The organism is Amycolatopsis sp. 505 (genome assembly GCF_031625235.1).
Classification (GTDB): Bacteria; Actinomycetota; Actinomycetes; order Mycobacteriales; family Pseudonocardiaceae; genus Amycolatopsis.
Genome location: NZ_JACKQP010000003.1, coordinates 450,210 through 466,169 on the forward strand (window position 1 = coordinate 450,210; position 15,960 = coordinate 466,169).

Consider the following 15,960-nt stretch of genomic DNA (forward strand, 5'->3'; position numbering starts at 1 on the left):
CATGCCCGCCTTCCCGGCGGCGGCCCGGGAAGCGCTCGCCGACACGCAGCTGCGGCGCAACCTCGCCCACGCCACCGCCACCATCCGCGCCAAGCGCGCGGCCGTCGTCGGCGAGGTGGCCGAGTGGGAGGAACTGCGGCTGGCGGGCGCCGCCATCAAGGACAACACCCTGCGTCGCCTCGACGAGCACCTCCTGACCCTCGAAGCGGCGTTGCAGGCGCGGGGCGCGACCGTGCACTGGGCACGCGACGGGCGGGAGGCCTGCGAGGTCGTCGCCGGCATCGCGCGGGACCACGGCGTCGACGAGGTCGTCAAGGTCAAGTCGATGGTGACCCAGGAAATCGGTCTGAACGAGGTGCTCGCCGAGCACGGCGTCACCGCCTGGGAAACCGACCTCGCCGAGCTCATCGTGCAGCTCGGCGACGACCTGCCCAGTCACCTCCTGGTGCCGGCCATCCACCGCAACCGCGCGGAGATCCGGGAGATCTTCCGCCGCGAGATGGCCGCGGCGGGCCGTCCGGCGCCCGAGGGCCTGACCGACGACCCGGCCGAGCTGGCCGGCGCGGCCCGGCTGCACCTGCGCGAGAAGTTCCTGCGCGCGAAGATGGCCGTCTCCGGCGCGAACTTCGCCGTCGCCGAGAGCGGCACCCTGGTCGTCGTCGAGTCCGAAGGCAACGGCCGGATGTGCCTGACCCTGCCCGAAGTGCTGGTTTCCGTGGTGGGTATCGAGAAGGTGGTCCCGACGTGGGCCGACCTCGACGTGTTCCTGCAGCTCCTGCCGCGGTCGAGCACGGGGGAGCGGATGAACCCCTACACCTCGACGTGGTCCGGCGTGACACCGGGCGACGGCCCGCAGGAGATGCACGTGGTGCTGCTGGACAACGGCCGCACCCGCGCGCTCGCCGACGAGGTCGGCCGGCAGGCGCTGCGCTGCATCCGCTGCTCGGCGTGCCTGAACGTCTGCCCGGTCTACGAACGGACCGGCGGGCACGCCTACGGGTCGGTCTACCCCGGGCCGATCGGCGCGATCCTCAACCCGCTGCTCAAGGGCGTCGGCGTGGACGAGCAGACCGACTCGCTGCCCTACGCCTCCAGCCTGTGCGGGGCCTGCTTCGAGGCCTGCCCGGTGCGCATCGACATCCCGGAAGTCCTGGTGCACCTGCGGTCCCGCGTGGTCGACGCACACCGCGGCGGGCCCCCGAAACCCGAGGCGGTGGCGATGAAAACGGCGTCCTGGGTGCTGTCCGACGCCCGCCGGCTCGGCGCGGCCGAACGCGGGCTGGGGGTCGCGAACCGGGCCTTGACCCGCTTCGGCCGCCGCCTGCTCCCGGGCGGCCGCCGGGCCCTGTCCCGCCTGCCGTGGCCGGGTTCACTGTGGACGACCAGCCGCGACCTGCCGGCGCCGCCGCCCGAGTCCTTCCGGTCCTGGTGGCGGAAGCGATGAACGCGCGGGAGGAGATCCTGGCGGCCGTCCGCGGCGCGCTGCGGGACGCGGATCGCACGGAAGCCGTGGTACCCCGTGGATACCGCGCGGCCGTCGCGGACGTCGAGTTGTTCGCCGAGCGCGTGGTCGACTACCGGGCCACGCTCACCCGGTGCACCGCCGCCGAGCTGCCGGACGCGATCCGCGCGGCGCTGGGGCCGTCGCGGAAAGTGCTGGTACCGGACGGGTTCCCGGTCGGCATCGAGGGGGCGCCGCCGGTGGCGAGCACCGCCATGCCGACCGGGTTCGACGCCGTCGTCACGACGGCGGCGCTGGGCATCGCGACCACCGGTACGATCGTCCTCGACCACGGGCCGGGGCAAGGCCGGCGGGCGTTCAGCCTGGTGCCGGACGTGCACGTGTGCGTGCTCCGGGCGGAGCAGATCGTGCCGGGGGTGCCGGAGGCGGTGGCCGCGCTGGACCCGGCGCGCCCGCAGACCTGGATCAGCGGGCCGAGCGCCACCAGCGACATCGAGCTGACCCGGGTGGAAGGCGTGCACGGGCCACGGAGCCTGCACGTCGTGGTCGTCACGGAGTGACCGGAGGCGGTGGCCCGGGCCGCCGCGTTCCTGAGAAGTCCCTGTGGGTTCGTATCAGGGAAATCCCGTCCCCCTCCGGATATCGCCGGCGATCTTCGTCCTGCCGGGTGTCCGGGGGAGGAGGGCATCGATGGAATCCGGAGAACACCGGGGCCGGGGCGTGCTGGAGGGGGCGTTCCGCGTGCTGGAGGCGTTGTCCCGGTCCGCCGACGGCAGCAGGCTGGCCGATCTCGCCCGCGCGGTGCGCCTGCCCAAAGCCACCGTGCACCGGCTGCTCGAACAGCTCGTCGCGCTCGGGGCGGTGCACCGTCACGAACAGCGGTACTTCATCGGGCGGTCGCTCGCCCGGCTCGGGGCGGCCTGGAACCCGGATCCCCGGCTGCACCACGCGGCCCGGGAGCCGGTGCAGGTGCTCGCCGCCCTCACGGGCACGGCGGTCGTGGTGACGGTGCTGCACGACGACCGGGTCCGGGTGGTCGCCGAAACCCGGTGCGAGAGCGTCGAATTCCCGCCGATGCGGCCGGGGGACACCCTGCCGGACGCCACCGCGGCCGGAAAGGTCCTCCTCGCCGGCCGGGCCGCCGGCGACCGCCTGCCGGTGGAGCGGCGGCGCCGGCAGATCCTGGCCAGGGTCGGCGGCCCGTGGCTGGCCGAGCAGCACCCGTCCGGCGTTTCCTGTGTAGCCGCCCCGATCTGGCACGCGGACGGCTCCTTCGCCGGTTCGGTCGGCGCGGTCGTGGTGCGCCGGGCCGCACCGGCCGGACTCGCCGAGCTGGTCCGGCGGGCGTCGCAGGAGATCACCGACCGGCTCCCGCACCCCCGATCGTTCCGTTGAACGAGACGGGCGTTTCCGGCCACCGGGGCGGCGGGCCCAGAATCCCCGGACCGGGCCACCGGGGTCCGGGTTTTCTCGGGAGGGGAAGCGAAATGAACCGAATCGCGCGGCGGATCGTCGCGTCGATCGTGTCGGCCGGCCTGGCCGGCGCCGCCTTGCTCACCGGCTCGCCGGCGAACGCGGCGCCCGACTACGGTCCCTACCTGTTCATCAACAACAGCAGCCACCTGTGCATGGACGTGGTCGGCGGCGACCGCGCCAGCGGCGCTCGCATCCAGCAGTGGTACTGCTGGGGAGGGGCGCCGCAACGCTGGACCGAAGAGTACGTGATGACCATCGGCGTGACGCACTACTACCGGCTCCGCAACCTGGAAACCGGCAAGTGCCTCGACGTCCCCGGCGGGGATTCCGCGCCGGGTGTCCTCCTGCAGCAGTGGGATTGCTGGGCCGACGCCCGGCAGGGCTACATGCAGCTGTGGGCGGTGGAGACCCAGCCGTTCTCCCCGCCGGTCCCGACGTCTCGCGTGAAGAACCTGATGACCGGGCGCTGCGTGGACGACAAGGACTGGAGCAACACCCCGGGCACGCTCCTGCAGCAGTGGACGTGCGAGGACACGCCGCCCCAGCAGTGGCACATCCCCTGACCCGGGTGCGGGCCGCCGTGCCGGGCACGGCGGCCCGTCGTCGTCAGCCGACCAGCCGGGGGAACGGCTCCCGCACCCCGCGCCGCAGGTCGTCGAGCGCTGTCTCCTCGTCGGCCAGGTGGCGCAGCAGCGCCTGCTGGAACAGCCCGTCGAACAGCGCGTACGCGTCCGCCGCCGAGCACGTCGGCTCGGCGCCCGCGAGGCCGGCGTACGCGGTCACGTTGCGCCAGATCATGTCCCGCAGGCTGTCGTCGATCTCGGCGACGTCCTCGCGGAACGCCGGCTCGAACAACGACTGCGTGCGCAGGTCGTACCACATGCGGTGCATCAGGGGCGCTTCGCCGAGCGCCGCGGCGAGGCCGTCGGCGCACGCCGCCGCCAGCTCGGCCGCCGTGGCCGCCTCGCCGACGCCGCCCTCGTAACGCTGGACGCACGCCGCCTTGTAGCGGCGGACGCAGTAGGTGATCAGCTCGACCTTGTCGGCGAAGTAGTAGTGCAGCAGCCCGTGGGAGAACTTCGTGTGCTCCGCGATCGTGCGCAGGCTGGTGCGGGCGTAGCCGAGGTCGGCCAGGGCCAGGAGCGCCGCGTCGGCCAGTTCCCGGCGGCGGTCCTCGAACTTGTCGGCTGGGGTCCGGCGCCTCACGGCGGCTGCGCTGGTCACGACCCCGAAGATACCATCCGGCCGTTTTCTAACCAATCGTCCAAGAAAATCTTGACATTCGTCCAAATGGCGGTCATGGTCTTCACCAGCCGCCGGCGATGTCGGGAGGGACGACGATGTCTCTGTTCTTCTACCTGGAGAAAGGCGCCTCCCTGGACCCCGGGGCGCCCTGCTTGACCCTCGACGGGGTCACCCGGTCCTACGGCGAGGTCGTCGAGCTCGCCGAAGCGGTCGCCCGCGCGTTGCGGCGCTCCGGCGTCGCCCCGGGGGACAAGGTCGGCATCCTCTCGGCCAACGACCCCACCGCGTTCACCTGCGTCTTCGGCATCTCCCGGGCCGGCGCGGTGTGGTGCCCGATCAACCCGCGCAACGCCGCCGGCGAGAACGCCGAGCTCCTGGACCTGTTCGACTGCGCCACCCTGGTCTTCCAGCCCGCCTTCGAGGACCTGGTCCGCCGGATCGCCCCGCAGCTGCCGAAGCTGACCACGCTCGTCCGCCTCGGCGACGGCGACGCCTTCGCGCCCGGCTTCGACGACTGGCTCGGCCAGGCGGAAGACGACCCGCCCGCGGTGGCCGAGCCGCCCGGCGACGTCGTCGCCCTGGTGGGTACCGGCGGCACCACCGGACGTCCCAAGGGTGTCATGCTCACCGACCGCAACCTCGAGGTGATGTCGGCGATCACGCTGATGAGCTACCCCTTCGAGGGGCGCCCGGTCTACCTGGCCCTGGCCCCGCTGACGCACGCGGCCGGCGTCCTGTGCTTCCCGGTCCTGGCCCGCGGCGGCGAGGTCGTGATCATGCCGAAGCCGGACGTCGGCCGGTTCCTGGAGCTCATCGAACACCACCGCGTCACGCACACGTTCCTGCCGCCGACGCTGATCTACCTGGTGCTCGGCCACGAAGCCCTCGACCGCACGGACCTCTCGTCGCTGCAGTGCTTCTGGTACGGCGCGGCCCCGATGTCGACGGCCCGGCTCACCGAAGCGCTCGACCGGATCGGGCCGATGGCGCAGCTGTTCGGCCAGTCCGAGGCCCCGATGATGATCTCGACGATGTCCCCGGCCGAGCACCGGCGGCCCGACGGCACCGTCCACACCGGACGGCTGTCCTCGGCCGGGCGGCCGTCGCCGCTGGTCACCGTGGCGATCCTCGACGGCGACGGAAACCCGGTCCCGCAGGGGGAACGCGGCGAGATCTGCGTGCGCGGCTCGCTGGTGATGGCCGGCTACCACCGCGACCCGGAAGCCACGGCGGAGGCGTCGGCCCACGGCTGGCACCACACCGGCGACATCGGGTTCCTCGACGGCGAAGGCTTCCTCCACATCGTCGACCGGGCCAAGGACATGGTCATCACCGGCGGGTTCAACGTCTACTCCGCCGAGGTCGAGCAGGCGGTGCTGGCCCACGAAGCGGTCCGCGACTGCGCCGTGGTCGGCCTGCCCGACGACAAGTGGGGCGAGCGCGTGACCGCCGTCGTCCAGCTCCGGCCCGGTGCCGAACTGGACGCCGGCGAGCTGATCGCCTTCGTCAAGGACCGCATCGGCAGCGTCAAGGCCCCGAAGCAGGTCGAAGTCTGGCCGGACCTGCCTCGCTCGACCGTCGGCAAGGTGCTCAAGGCCGACATCCGCACCACCCTCGCCACCCGTTGAAGGAGAACACATGAAACTCGCGCTCTACCTGCCGAACTTCCGGGACAAGGTGACCGTGCGGGAGCTCGAGGACCTCACCGCGCTGGCCGAGGACCTCGACTTCGACTCCGTCTGGACGCTCGACCGGATCATCGTCCCGGAGACGTCGGACACCCAGGAGATGCAGTACGCGTTCGGCATGATCGAGGGCTTTCCCAAGGGCCTGCCGGTGAGCTCGCGCGGCGAGTTCCTCCAGGGCATGCCGCTCATCCCGTGGCTCGCGGCGAAGACGTCGAAGGTGCGGATCGGGATGAGCATCATCGACACGCCCTACCGCTCGCCCGGCGTCCTCGCCGCGGAACTGGCGACCATCGACCACCTCTGCGGCGGCCGGCTCAACGTCGCCGTCGGCTCCGGCTGGATGCCCGAGGAGTTCGCCGCCGCGAGTGCGTCGCACATCTTCCCCAAGCGGCACCAGCACGTCCGGGAAACCCTGGAGATCATGCAGGGCATCTGGACCAACGACCTGTTCGAGTACCACGGCGAGTTCGCCGACTTCCAGCGCAGCGGGTTCGGCGCCAAGCCGGTGCAGAAACCGCACCCGCCGATCTTCTTCAGCGGCCTCAAGGACGCGAAGCGGTCGGCCGCGCGCATCGCGAAGTACGGGCTCGCCGGCTGGATCGGCATCCAGGACTCGCCCGAGGACATCACGAGGTGGCGCACCGAAATCCAGCGCGAGCTCGAGGCCCTCGACACCCCGCGATCGGTCGACGACCTCGAGATCGCCAGCATGATCTGGTTCGTCATCACCGACCAGGACATGGACCAGAGCCCGCTGGGCAAGGGCACCAACCTGCTCGTGGGCTCGCAGGCGCAGATCACCGACCGGCTCAAGCGCTACCGGGAAGCCGGGCTGACGATGCCGTTCCTGTGGCCGCCCTTCCAGGACGTCCCGGTGGCGAAGACGCTCGACGACCTGAAGCGCCTCAAGGAAGAAATCCTCCCCAAGATCGACGCGATGTGAAAGGGACCAGCATGTCCGAACTCGATGGAAAGCGCGTCTTCGTCACCGGCTCGGGTGCCGGTATCGGCAAGGCGATCGCGGCGCTGTTCACCGAACGCGGCGCCCGGGTCGTCGTGAGCGACCTCGACTCCCTCGCGGCCAAGCAGGCGGCCGACGAGATCGGCGCCGCGGGTGTCGCCAACTGCGACGTCACCGACGAAACCCAGGTCCAGACGGCGATCCAGCAGGCGGTCGACCTCCTCGGCGGCCTGGACGTCCTGGTCAACAACGCGGGCATCGAGGTGTCGTCCCCGCTGCTGCAGCAGCCGACGGAGAGCTTCGACCGGATCTTCGCGGTCAACGTCCGCGGCACGTTCGTGACGATGAAGGCGGCGACCCCGCACCTGGTGGAGTCCAAGGGCAACATCGTCAACATCGCCTCGATCGCGGGCATCGGAGGGAGCCCCCTGCTCGGCTCGTACTGCGCGACGAAGGCGGCGGTGATCCAGCTGACCCGCGTCGCGGCGGTGGAGATGCGCCCGACGGGAGTGAGGGTCAACGCGGTCTGCCCGGGCTTCGCGGACACGGCCATGGTCGAGCGCCTGGTCCCGGACTTCGAGGCGGCCACGCAGGTCCCGTTCGGCGACCTCGTCGCGGCCAAGCAGGGCCGGCTGGGCACCCCGCAGGACATCGCGGAGGTGACGGCGTTCCTGGCCTCGGACCGGGCGAGCTGGATCACCGGCAGCCACTACGTCCTCGACGGCGGGTTGACGGCGTCGCTGGTGTGACACGCCGATGCCCGGCCGGTTCGGTGGCGAACCGGCCGGGCATCGGTGTGCCGGGAGCTGAGCCGAAACCGGCCGAATAGGACAGTCCAGCCCCAGGGCACGGCACCGAAGTAACCGAATACCCCGTCCGACGTCTTCTCAAACGACTACTTTTCGTGACTATCCATCGTCTTTCCCCCTCGTTACAACGGAATTCCCGGTGATCCGTGTACGGATCGTGAGAATTCCGTGATCATGTAACGGTCCCGCGGCGTGGCGTCTCGGTACTCCACGAAACCATCTCCGACCCGCGTTTGGGGGACATCCCATGCTCGTCGACGTCACCACCACCCGGTCCGCTCTCTTCCGCCCGGACGCGCAGCTCTGGCCGTCCGCACCCGAGCGTCCGATCGGGACGTCCGAAGAGGTCACTCCGGTGGGCGAACTGAGCCTGCTCGGCGGGTTCCGGCTCGTGCTGCGCGGAGAACTGGTCGACGTGAGCACGACCGGGCAGCGGCTCGTCGCCGTCCTCGTCTGCCACTCCGGCTCGGTCGCGCGGCGGCAGATCGCGCACCTGCTGTGGCCCGATGCCACCACCGCGCGCGCCCACGCCAATCTACGCACTGTCATCTACCGGCTGGAACGAACCTGCCCGGGCCTGATCGTCGTGTGCGGTTCCTACCTGCGGCTCGCCGGCGGCCTCCGCATCGACCTGGACGAGACGACCGCGCTGGCCAACCGGATCCTCGCCACCGAAGGCCCGCTGCCCGCCGCGGTGCGCACCGAAGCCCTCGACGCCGGCTTCCACCACGACCTCCTGCCCGACCTGGACGACGAATGGCTGCTGGAGTACCAGACCCGGTACCACCAGCTCCGGCTGGCCGCACTGGAAACCCTGTCCCGCCGCCTGGCCAGCGAGGGCCTGCCCGGCGCGGCCGTCTGCACGGCGTTGGCGCTGGTGCAGGCGGATTCCCTGCGCGACAGTGCACACCAGACGCTCATCCGGGCCTGCCTCGTGCAGGGAAACCAGCAGGAAGCGCTTTCCTACTTCGCCGACTACCAGCGGGTCTTCCGCGACGAGCTGGGCGTCGAACCCGCTTCCAGCATCGGCCAACTGCTCGACGAACCGGCCGCCGGCCTCGACGTGTGACGCTCGGAGAACGGTGCGCCGACGGCGCCGCCGTCACTCTTGCGAGTGAATGTTCCCCGGAGCGATGAGAACAGTGAGCCGGTGAGGGAAAGTGACTGACACGACCGATGCCGTGGCTGCGCCGCAGCTGCCGACCGCGCGGGCCGTCCCGCCGCTGCTGGACCAGAGTCCCATGTGGACCGACGAGATGGTGGCCGGCGCGGGCATCCCGGTGCACGACGCGCCCTTCGTCAGCGTCGGCGGGGGGATGGGCTCCTTCGTCACCGTCGACTACCTGCGGATCGCCGGCGACGTGCCGGCGCAGGACATCCGCGTCCTGTCGAACCTGGCCCACCCGTGGGAGACCTACGAGTACCTGACCCGCGTTTCGCAGCTGCCGCGGGCCCGCCGGATCCGGTCGGACTCGGCGTCGCGGCCGGACAACCTGTGGGGCTTCCCGTCGTACGCGCTGCAGGAAGCGTGGCGGACCCGCAGCCTCAAGCCGTTGACGCAGGTGTTCCTGGAGCCGGACTTCGCCGACTTCTACACCCCGGTGCTCGGCACGGTGCTCGACGGCATCGCGCGGGAGGCCGACCGGATCCGGTACGGCGAGATGCTGGTGCGCGGCGAGGTGCAGGTGGTCCGCCGCCGCGCCGGTGGCGGGTACTTCAGCCTGCTGTCCCCGGCCGCCGCCGACGGGAGCCCGGCGCCGGGGCACGTCGCCTTCCGCTCGCGGGACGTGCACCTGGCCGTCGGCTACCCGGGCCTGCGGTTCCTGCCCGACATGCAGGCGTTCCGCGAACGGATGAACGACTTCCACCACGTGGTCAACGGCTACGAGGACCACGAGCACGTGTACCAGGCCCTGCGCCACCGGCCCGGCACCGTGCTGGTGCGCGGCGGCGGGGTCGTCGCCTCGGCCGTCCTGCACCGGTTGATCACCGACCGGCTCTCCGGCGGCGCGGAAACCCGGATCGTGCACCTGTTCCGCACCTTCTACGCCGGCCACCACGGGCCGCACCCGTGGGCGCGGCGGCCCGGTCGCGACGGCTGGGCGTTCCAGGGCTTCAACTACCCGAAGTCCGCGTGGGGCGGCCAGTTGCGCGCCCGCATGCACGGGCTGGAGGGCGCCGACCGGGTCCGGATCTACGAGCAGATCGGCGGGACGACGACGCCGTCGCGGCGGCATTGGCGCGAGGGGCAGCGGACCGCCCGGGAACAGGGCTGGTACCAGCCGGTCTCCGGACGGATCGCCGACCTGCGGCTCGACGGGACGGGCATGGTGGCCACCATCGGCCGCCCCGAGGGCCTGGCGAACGTCGCCGTCGACTACGTGATCGACTGCACCGGCCTCAACGGCGACATCAGCGAGCACCGCGTCCTCGGCGACCTGCTGCGCCAGCCCGGCGTCGGGCGCAACGTGCTCGGCCGGCTCGACGTCGGCGAAGCCTTCGACGTGCGCGGGGCGGACAACGGCGAAGGACGGCTCTACGCGACCGGCGCGGCCGCGTACGGCGGCTACTTCCCCGGGGTGGACACCTTCCTCGGGCTCCAGCTCGCCGCGCAGGACGTCATCGACGACATCGCCCGGCGCGGCTACTGCGACCACATGGGACCGGTCAGCTCCATCGCCCGGTGGCTGAAGTGGGCCACCGGACGCCGGATCTGACCGTACGTGGAGAGGACGACGACGTGGTGCCGACACTGCTCGGCCGGATCCAGACCCGGCTGTTCCTGCTGATCTTCCTCGGTGGTGCGCTGACCGCGCTGCTCGCGCCGATCCTGCCGATCGACGCCCCGGTGGCGCAGCGGTACCAGGCCACCTTCGTGGTGCTGGGCGCCGTCACCGTGCTGGGGGTCGGCTGGGAGTTCGTCTACCACCTGCTCATGCAGTGGCGGTGGGAGAAGGACTGGCCCACCCTCTTCGGCCTGCTCACCGCCGTGCCGGAGGGAATCCTCGTGTGGGTCCTGGCGGGCCGGGGCCGGCTGCCCTGGCTGCCGGGCCCGGTGCCCTGGGGCGCGTTCCTGATCCACTTCGGGGTCGTCTGGCTGGCGGTGTGGCTGTTCGCGAACGGGCCGATGCGGGTGCCGTTCATCCGATGGAGGTTTCACGGCGGGAGACTGGTATGAGCACGGTTCTGGACAACGCACCGCAGGCGGCCGCGACGGCCCCGGACGGGCTGCACCCGTTGCGGGGCAACGCAGTCCTGGCCCGCTACGGTGACCTGACCCTGGTCTGCGAAGCGGTGCCCGGCCGGCAGCACCGCATCGGCGCGCTGCTCGACGCGGTCGCCGCGATCGCGGCGGACGAGGCCGACGCGAGGCAGCTGAGCCGCCGGGTGGCGGGACTGATCGACGCGGACGCCGAAGACTTCCCGGCCCTCTGCGCCTTCGGCCCGACCGGCGACGGCATGGCGGCCGTCGTGCACGGCGGGGCAGAGCTGATCGTGACGGTCAACGGCAAGCACGTCCACCTCGACGGCCGCGACGCGGCGACGGTCCTGGACCGGGTGATCACCGATCGGGTGGACGCCGTACGCGCGGTACTGGGCGGCACGGACCTGGGCACGCTGGACGACGCCCCGGCTCCGGCCCCGGCCGAGCCGACTCCGGCGCGGGACTCGGCTCCGGTGGCGGAGCAGGCGGCAGATCCGGCCCCGGTGCCCGCGTCAGCTCCGGTGCCGGCGCAGGTCCCGGCCGCGGCTCGGGCTCTGGGGGCAGCGCCCGCATCAGCTCCGGTGCCGGCGCAGGCTCCGGCCACAGCTCCGGCGGCGGCGCAGGACTCCGCTCCGGTAGGGGGGCAGGCGACAGCTCCGGCCGCGGCTCCGGCGCCCGCGCCAGCTCCGGTCCCGGCGCAAGCCCCGGCCGCGGCTCCGGCGCAGGACTCGGCTCCGGCGGCGGAGCAGGCAGCAGCTCCGGCTCCGGTGGCGGAGCGGACGACAGCTCCGGCTTCGGTACCGGCGCCCGCGCCAGCCCCGGTGCCGGCGCAGGCTCCGGCCGCGGCTCCGGCTCCGGCTCCGGTGGCGGAGCAGGCAGCAGCTCCGGCTCCGGTGGCGGAGCGGACGACAGCTCCGGCTTCGGTACCGGCGCCCGCGCCAGCCCCGGTGCCGGCGCAGGCTCCGGCCGCGGCTCCGGCTCCGGTGGCGGAGCAGGCGGCAGCTGCGGCTTCGGTTCCGGTGCGAGCAACAGCTCCAGTGGCGGCGCCCGCATCAGCTCCGGTTCCGGCGCAGGCCTCGGCCGCGGTTCCGGCGCCCGCGCCAGCTCCGGCCCCCGCACCGGCGACCGAAACCGCGCCGGCCACCGCCGAGTCCACAACGGACAGCCGCCCCGTCGGGGTCGTCGTCGCGACCGTGCCCGGGGTGCGGTGCGCTCGTGATCACTTCAACGATCCCGCCGTCTCCTACTGCTCCGTGTGCGGGATCTCGATGGCGCAGGCCCCGCGCTCGCCGGATGTCGGACCGCGGCCGCAGCTGGGCGTGCTCGTGCTCGACGATGGCACCACCGTCCCGCTGCTGCGGGACCTCGTGCTCGGCCGGATGCCCGAGTTCGACGAGGCCGTGGCCACGGGGGAGGCCGATCCGGTCACGCTGGCCGATCCGCTCGTCTCGCGGCGGCACGCCCGGATCGCGTTGCGGGGCTGGCAGGTCGTCGTCACCGATCTGCAGTCGGCCAACGGGACCTTCGTGCTGCCTCGGGGGAGCGCCACCTGGCGCCGGCTGGAACCGGGGGCCGAGACCGTGCTCGAGCCCGGCTCGACCGTCGCCGCCGGGATGCGGCAGCTCCACTACTTCTCCCACCGGCACTGCTGATCCTCGACTCCGAAGGAGCCCGCCATGCCGTCGTCGTCCTTCCTCGCCCGCTTCTCCGCGTGGGCCCGCCACACGCCGGAGGCGCCCGCTCTGTCCGCCGGTGACCGGGTCGTCTCCTACGCGGCCCTGGGGCGCCTGGCCGCCGGGTTCGGCCGCGCCGTCGCGCGGACCGCCGGACCCGTCTGCGTGGCCCCGCGCCGGTCGCCGGAGACCGTCGCCCTCGTGCTGGCCTGTCTCGCCGGGGGCAAGCAGGTCCTGCTGCCGCCCGCCGAACTCGGGTCGGACGCGCTCGTCGACCTGTGCGGCCAGGCGGGGTGCTCGGCCGTGCTCGCGGGGGACGGGGAGTTCGTCCGGCTCGCCCGGGCGGACGTGCGGCCCGCCGCGCCACCCGGCCTGCTCCTGACCACCTCCGGCACCACCGGGCCGGCCCGGACGGTGGTGCTCGACGCCGCCGGGCTCGACCGGTTCTTCGGCTGGGCCTCGGCCCGGTTCGGGATCGGCCCGGGCGTCGCGACGCTCAGCTGCGTGCCGTTGAACTTCGACCTGTCCCTGCTGGACGTCTGGGCCGCGCTGGCGGCCGGGGCGCGGGCCGAGCTGGCCGCACCCGAAGCCGCCACCGACGGCGCCCGCCTGGCGGAGGCGTGCGGGCGCGCCGACGTCGTGCAGCTGTCGCCGATGCACCTGCGGATGCTGACCGAATCGGCGGCCCGGCCGCTGCCCGGCGTGCGGCACGCGATCTCCACCGGCGACGTCCTGCCGCCCCGCCTCGCCGCCGCGCTGCCGGCGCTGTTCCCGCGGGCGCGGGTGTGGAACCTCTACGGCTGCACGGAAACCAACGACAGCTTCCTGGCCGAAGTGGACGCCGAGGACGCCCTCACGATCGGCGCCGTGCCCCTCGGCGACCCCATCGCCGGGGTGCGGGCGACCATTGCCGGCGAGCACGGCGAAACCGTGACCGGCGCGGGCCGGGGCGAGCTGCTGGTGTCCACGCCGTTCCAGGCCCGGGGCTACCTGGACCGGCGGCGGGGCGGGATCGTGCCGCTCGGAAGCCCGTTCCGCACCGGCGACGTCGTCGAGCGCGACGAGCGGGGCCGGCTGTTCCCGCGCGGCCGCCGCGACGACCAGGTGAAGGTGCGCGGCGTCCGGACGAACCTGCAGCAGGTCGAGGCGGTCATCCTCCGCCACACCGACGTGGTCGACGCGCTCGTCACCGCGACCGCCGACCCCGCCGAGGGCCACCGGATCAGCGCGTCGGTGCGGCTGCGGCCGCGGACCCGGCTCACCGGGCTGCAGCTGCGCGTGTACTGCCGCGCCAAGCTGCCGGCCACCGCCGTCCCGAGCGACGTCGAGATCGTCGAACACCGCATCGGCCGGACCGCGAACGGGAAGCGGCGGGCCGTGGCCACCTCGAAGGAAGGAACCCTGTCATGATCGTGCGTTCCAAGGCGGAAGTGACCTGCGTCGACTGGGGGAACGGGCTCAGCTACCGGTTTCTCACCCAACGCGACAACATGGGGTTCACCCTGGCTCACACGCTGGTCAAAGCCGGTTCGAAATCGCCGCTGCAGTACCGCAGGCACCTGGAAGCCTGCTACTGCATCTCCGGGCGGGGCCAGGTGGTCACCGCCGACGGCACCACCTTCGACCTGGCGCCCGGCGTCATCTACGCCCTCGACGACCACGACGAGCACTTCCTCATCGCCTGCACCGAAGGCGACATGGAACTGGTGAGCGTCTTCAACCCGCCGCTGCGCGGTGACGAGCGGCATTCCTTCGACCAAGCCGAATTCTCGCACTACTGAGCGGTTCGCCGGCCGGGGAGGCGGCCGGAACCGCCGGTCCAGCAAAGGAGTGACGATGGACAACACGACCAACGCCGGAGGAAGCCACGGCTTCGACCGCGGCCCCCGCACCCAGGGCTTCCCCGCCCAGCCGCCGACCGGGCCACCCGGCTCCGCCCCGCGGCCGGACCTCGGCTTCGCGCCGCCCGCCCCGCCGCCGAGGCGCCGGCGCCGCGGCCCGGCGATCGTGGTCGGGGTGCTCGTCGCGGTGATCGCGATCGCCGCCGGGTTCGTCGTCGGCTGGGTCGTCAACGACGACTCGGACGGCGCGGACGGGCTGTCGGTCCCGCTGGCCGCCCAGAACGGCACGGCCGCCGGCGACGCCGGGGACTCCCTCGCCGGGGCCGGCAATCCCGCCGCGGGTGGCGGTGGCCCCTTCGACCTGCGCCGCGGCGCCGTGTTCGTGCAGACGAACGATCCGACGGCCAACGAGGTCATCGCCTTCTCCCGCAGCGAGGACGGGCGGGTGCACGAGGTCGGCCGGTACAAGACCGGCGGCGTCGGCAGCGGCAGCTTCGAGGACTCCGCGCACGGCATCGTGCTCGGCACCACGGCGGGGGAGACTTCCCCGCAGCACAACCTCGACAGCGCGCAGCTGCTGTACGTGGCCAACGCGGGCAGTGACTCGATCAGCGTGTTCCGGGTCGCGGCCGACGGCCTCCAGCTGGTGTCGAACGTGCCCTCCGGCGGGACCAAGCCGGTGAGCCTCACGGTGAACCACGGCCTGCTCTATGCGCTCAACAGTGGTGAGCTCGACGACCGGTTCGTGCTCCGGTTCCCCGACCAGTTCCTGGACAACTGCACGCACGGCGACCAGCCGTCGGTCTCGGGCTTCCGGATCGACGTCGAGGGCAGGCTCACCCCGATCCCTTCGTCCACCCGCCCGCTCAGCGGCGGCGGCCGCTCCGGCTGCGCGCAGGTTTCGTTCACCCCGGACGGTTCGCAGCTGGTCGTGTCCGAGCGGGTCGCCACGCTGCCCACGCAACCGGCCGAGAACGGGGCCATCGACACCTTCGCCGTCAACCCCGACGGGACGCTGGGGGCCAAGTCCGTCCAGAACACCTCCGGCGCCGGCCCGTTCGGCTTCGCGTTCACCAAGGACGGCACGGTCCTGTTCAGCGAGCAGAACCACACCGACAAGGGCAAGGGCACCGCGAGCAGCTACACCATGCTGGGCAACGGAACCCTGAAGGCGATCAGCAAGGCCGTGCCCAACAGCGGCACCGACACGTGCTGGATCGTCCCGACCAACGACGGGAAGCTGGCCTTCACCTCGAACGCGCTGGGCGGCGGCTCGCTCTCGAGCTATCGCGTCGAAGACACCGGGGCGCTGACGCTGCTGCACCCGCAGGCCACCGACAAGGGCCCCAAGGACGGCACGCTGGACATCGCGCTCAGCCACGACAGCCGGTGGCTGTACCAGCTCAACTCCCACTTCGGGCTGCTGCAGGTGTTCCAGGTGAACGCCGACGGCACGCTGAAGTTCCTCGAGGAGCACAAGGCGTTCGACGTGGTCCTCCCGGAGAACGGCGGCCAGCTGCCCCCGTTCGGGATCGCCGCGTACTGACCGTCCACAGAGGACCAGCAGGACTCCACCGGGCGCGCTGTGACGCCGTGGCGA

At 72.4% G+C, this 15,960-nt stretch carries 15 protein-coding genes; 14 read left to right on the forward strand and 1 reads right to left on the reverse strand.

The annotated features are described in order from the left end of the window. The first annotated feature begins 1 nt into the window (after position 1). From H5965_RS13620 to H5965_RS13635, 4 genes are all read left to right on the forward strand, one after another. Positions 2-1,444 carry a lactate utilization protein B gene (locus tag H5965_RS13620; RefSeq protein WP_310970589.1) on the forward strand — a complete coding sequence of 481 codons (1,443 nt, stop codon included), beginning with the start codon at positions 2-4 and terminating at the stop codon, positions 1,442-1,444. Next, complete coding sequence (locus H5965_RS13625; protein ID WP_310970030.1) at positions 1,441-2,022, forward strand: lactate utilization protein C; 582 nt, start codon at positions 1,441-1,443, stop codon at positions 2,020-2,022. Before H5965_RS13620 ends, H5965_RS13625 begins: the two co-directional genes overlap by 4 nt. A 130-nt stretch (positions 2,023-2,152) precedes the next feature. After that, complete coding sequence (locus tag H5965_RS13630; RefSeq protein ID WP_310970031.1) at positions 2,153-2,857, forward strand: helix-turn-helix domain-containing protein; 705 nt, start codon at positions 2,153-2,155, stop codon at positions 2,855-2,857. Between the two features lie 92 nt (positions 2,858-2,949). Continuing rightward, entirely contained in the window at positions 2,950-3,501 is a 552-nt protein-coding gene (locus tag H5965_RS13635; RefSeq protein ID WP_310970032.1) for an RICIN domain-containing protein, read from the forward strand. Positions 3,502-3,544: 43 nt separating this feature from the next. On the opposite strand, the gene H5965_RS13640 is transcribed toward H5965_RS13635, so the two are convergent. Next, the gene (locus tag H5965_RS13640) at positions 3,545-4,162 is read right to left on the reverse strand and encodes a TetR/AcrR family transcriptional regulator (RefSeq protein ID WP_310970033.1); all 618 of its coding nucleotides are present in this window, start codon (positions 4,160-4,162) and stop codon (positions 3,545-3,547) included. 116 nt (positions 4,163-4,278) lie between these two features. On the opposite strand from H5965_RS13640, the gene H5965_RS13645 reads away from it, so the two are divergent. From H5965_RS13645 to H5965_RS13690, 10 genes are all read left to right on the forward strand, one after another. Beyond that, positions 4,279-5,811 (forward strand): long-chain fatty acid--CoA ligase, encoded by a 1,533-nt coding sequence (locus H5965_RS13645; protein ID WP_310970034.1) that lies wholly within the window; start codon positions 4,279-4,281, stop codon positions 5,809-5,811. A 10-nt stretch (positions 5,812-5,821) separates the two neighbouring features. Beyond that, positions 5,822-6,814, forward strand: coding sequence for an LLM class flavin-dependent oxidoreductase (locus tag H5965_RS13650; protein WP_310970035.1), 993 nt, complete (start codon positions 5,822-5,824; stop codon positions 6,812-6,814). 11 nt (positions 6,815-6,825) lie between these two features. Further along, positions 6,826-7,581, forward strand: coding sequence for an SDR family NAD(P)-dependent oxidoreductase (locus H5965_RS13655; RefSeq protein WP_310970036.1), 756 nt, complete (start codon positions 6,826-6,828; stop codon positions 7,579-7,581). A gap of 307 nt (positions 7,582-7,888) precedes the next feature. Beyond that, positions 7,889-8,710, forward strand: a complete 822-nt coding sequence (locus H5965_RS13660; RefSeq protein WP_310970037.1) for a BTAD domain-containing putative transcriptional regulator — start codon at positions 7,889-7,891, stop codon at positions 8,708-8,710. Between the two features lie 91 nt (positions 8,711-8,801). Beyond that, positions 8,802-10,358, forward strand: coding sequence for a hypothetical protein (locus H5965_RS13665; RefSeq protein ID WP_310970038.1), 1,557 nt, complete (start codon positions 8,802-8,804; stop codon positions 10,356-10,358). 23 nt (positions 10,359-10,381) lie between these two features. Further along, positions 10,382-10,819, forward strand: a complete 438-nt coding sequence (locus H5965_RS13670; RefSeq protein WP_310970039.1) for a hypothetical protein — start codon at positions 10,382-10,384, stop codon at positions 10,817-10,819. Next, on the forward strand, positions 10,816-12,498 hold the full coding sequence (locus tag H5965_RS13675) for an FHA domain-containing protein (protein WP_310970040.1): 1,683 nt from the start codon (positions 10,816-10,818) through the stop codon (positions 12,496-12,498). Before H5965_RS13670 ends, H5965_RS13675 begins: the two co-directional genes overlap by 4 nt. Positions 12,499-12,522: 24 nt before the next feature. Beyond that, complete coding sequence (locus H5965_RS13680; RefSeq protein WP_310970041.1) at positions 12,523-13,929, forward strand: AMP-binding protein; 1,407 nt, start codon at positions 12,523-12,525, stop codon at positions 13,927-13,929. Next, positions 13,926-14,300: an ectoine synthase gene (locus H5965_RS13685; protein ID WP_310970042.1), complete on the forward strand. Its 375-nt coding sequence runs from the start codon at positions 13,926-13,928 to the stop codon at positions 14,298-14,300. Before H5965_RS13680 ends, H5965_RS13685 begins: the two co-directional genes overlap by 4 nt. Positions 14,301-14,355: 55 nt before the next feature. Beyond that, the gene (locus tag H5965_RS13690; protein WP_310970043.1) at positions 14,356-15,906 is read left to right on the forward strand and encodes a beta-propeller fold lactonase family protein; all 1,551 of its coding nucleotides are present in this window, start codon (positions 14,356-14,358) and stop codon (positions 15,904-15,906) included. Positions 15,907-15,960 lie beyond the last annotated feature (54 nt).

Bases quoted from the DNA above. Each gene is read 5' to 3' on its own strand.
- H5965_RS13625 (WP_310970030.1), top strand. From the start codon at position 1,441: ATGAACGCGCGGGAGGAGATCCTGGCGGCCGTCCGCGGCGCGCTGCGG.
- H5965_RS13660 (WP_310970037.1), top strand. From the start codon at position 7,889: ATGCTCGTCGACGTCACCACCACCCGGTCCGCTCTCTTCCGCCCGGAC.
- H5965_RS13685 (WP_310970042.1), top strand. From the start codon at position 13,926: ATGATCGTGCGTTCCAAGGCGGAAGTGACCTGCGTCGACTGGGGGAAC.
- H5965_RS13675 (WP_310970040.1), top strand. From the start codon at position 10,816: ATGAGCACGGTTCTGGACAACGCACCGCAGGCGGCCGCGACGGCCCCG.
- H5965_RS13645 (WP_310970034.1), top strand. From the start codon at position 4,279: ATGTCTCTGTTCTTCTACCTGGAGAAAGGCGCCTCCCTGGACCCCGGG.
- H5965_RS13620 (WP_310970589.1), top strand. From the start codon at position 2: ATGCCCGCCTTCCCGGCGGCGGCCCGGGAAGCGCTCGCCGACACGCAG.
- H5965_RS13655 (WP_310970036.1), top strand. From the start codon at position 6,826: ATGTCCGAACTCGATGGAAAGCGCGTCTTCGTCACCGGCTCGGGTGCC.
- H5965_RS13680 (WP_310970041.1), top strand. From the start codon at position 12,523: ATGCCGTCGTCGTCCTTCCTCGCCCGCTTCTCCGCGTGGGCCCGCCAC.
- H5965_RS13635 (WP_310970032.1), top strand. From the start codon at position 2,950: ATGAACCGAATCGCGCGGCGGATCGTCGCGTCGATCGTGTCGGCCGGC.
- H5965_RS13630 (WP_310970031.1), top strand. From the start codon at position 2,153: ATGGAATCCGGAGAACACCGGGGCCGGGGCGTGCTGGAGGGGGCGTTC.
- H5965_RS13650 (WP_310970035.1), top strand. From the start codon at position 5,822: ATGAAACTCGCGCTCTACCTGCCGAACTTCCGGGACAAGGTGACCGTG.
- H5965_RS13690 (WP_310970043.1), top strand. From the start codon at position 14,356: ATGGACAACACGACCAACGCCGGAGGAAGCCACGGCTTCGACCGCGGC.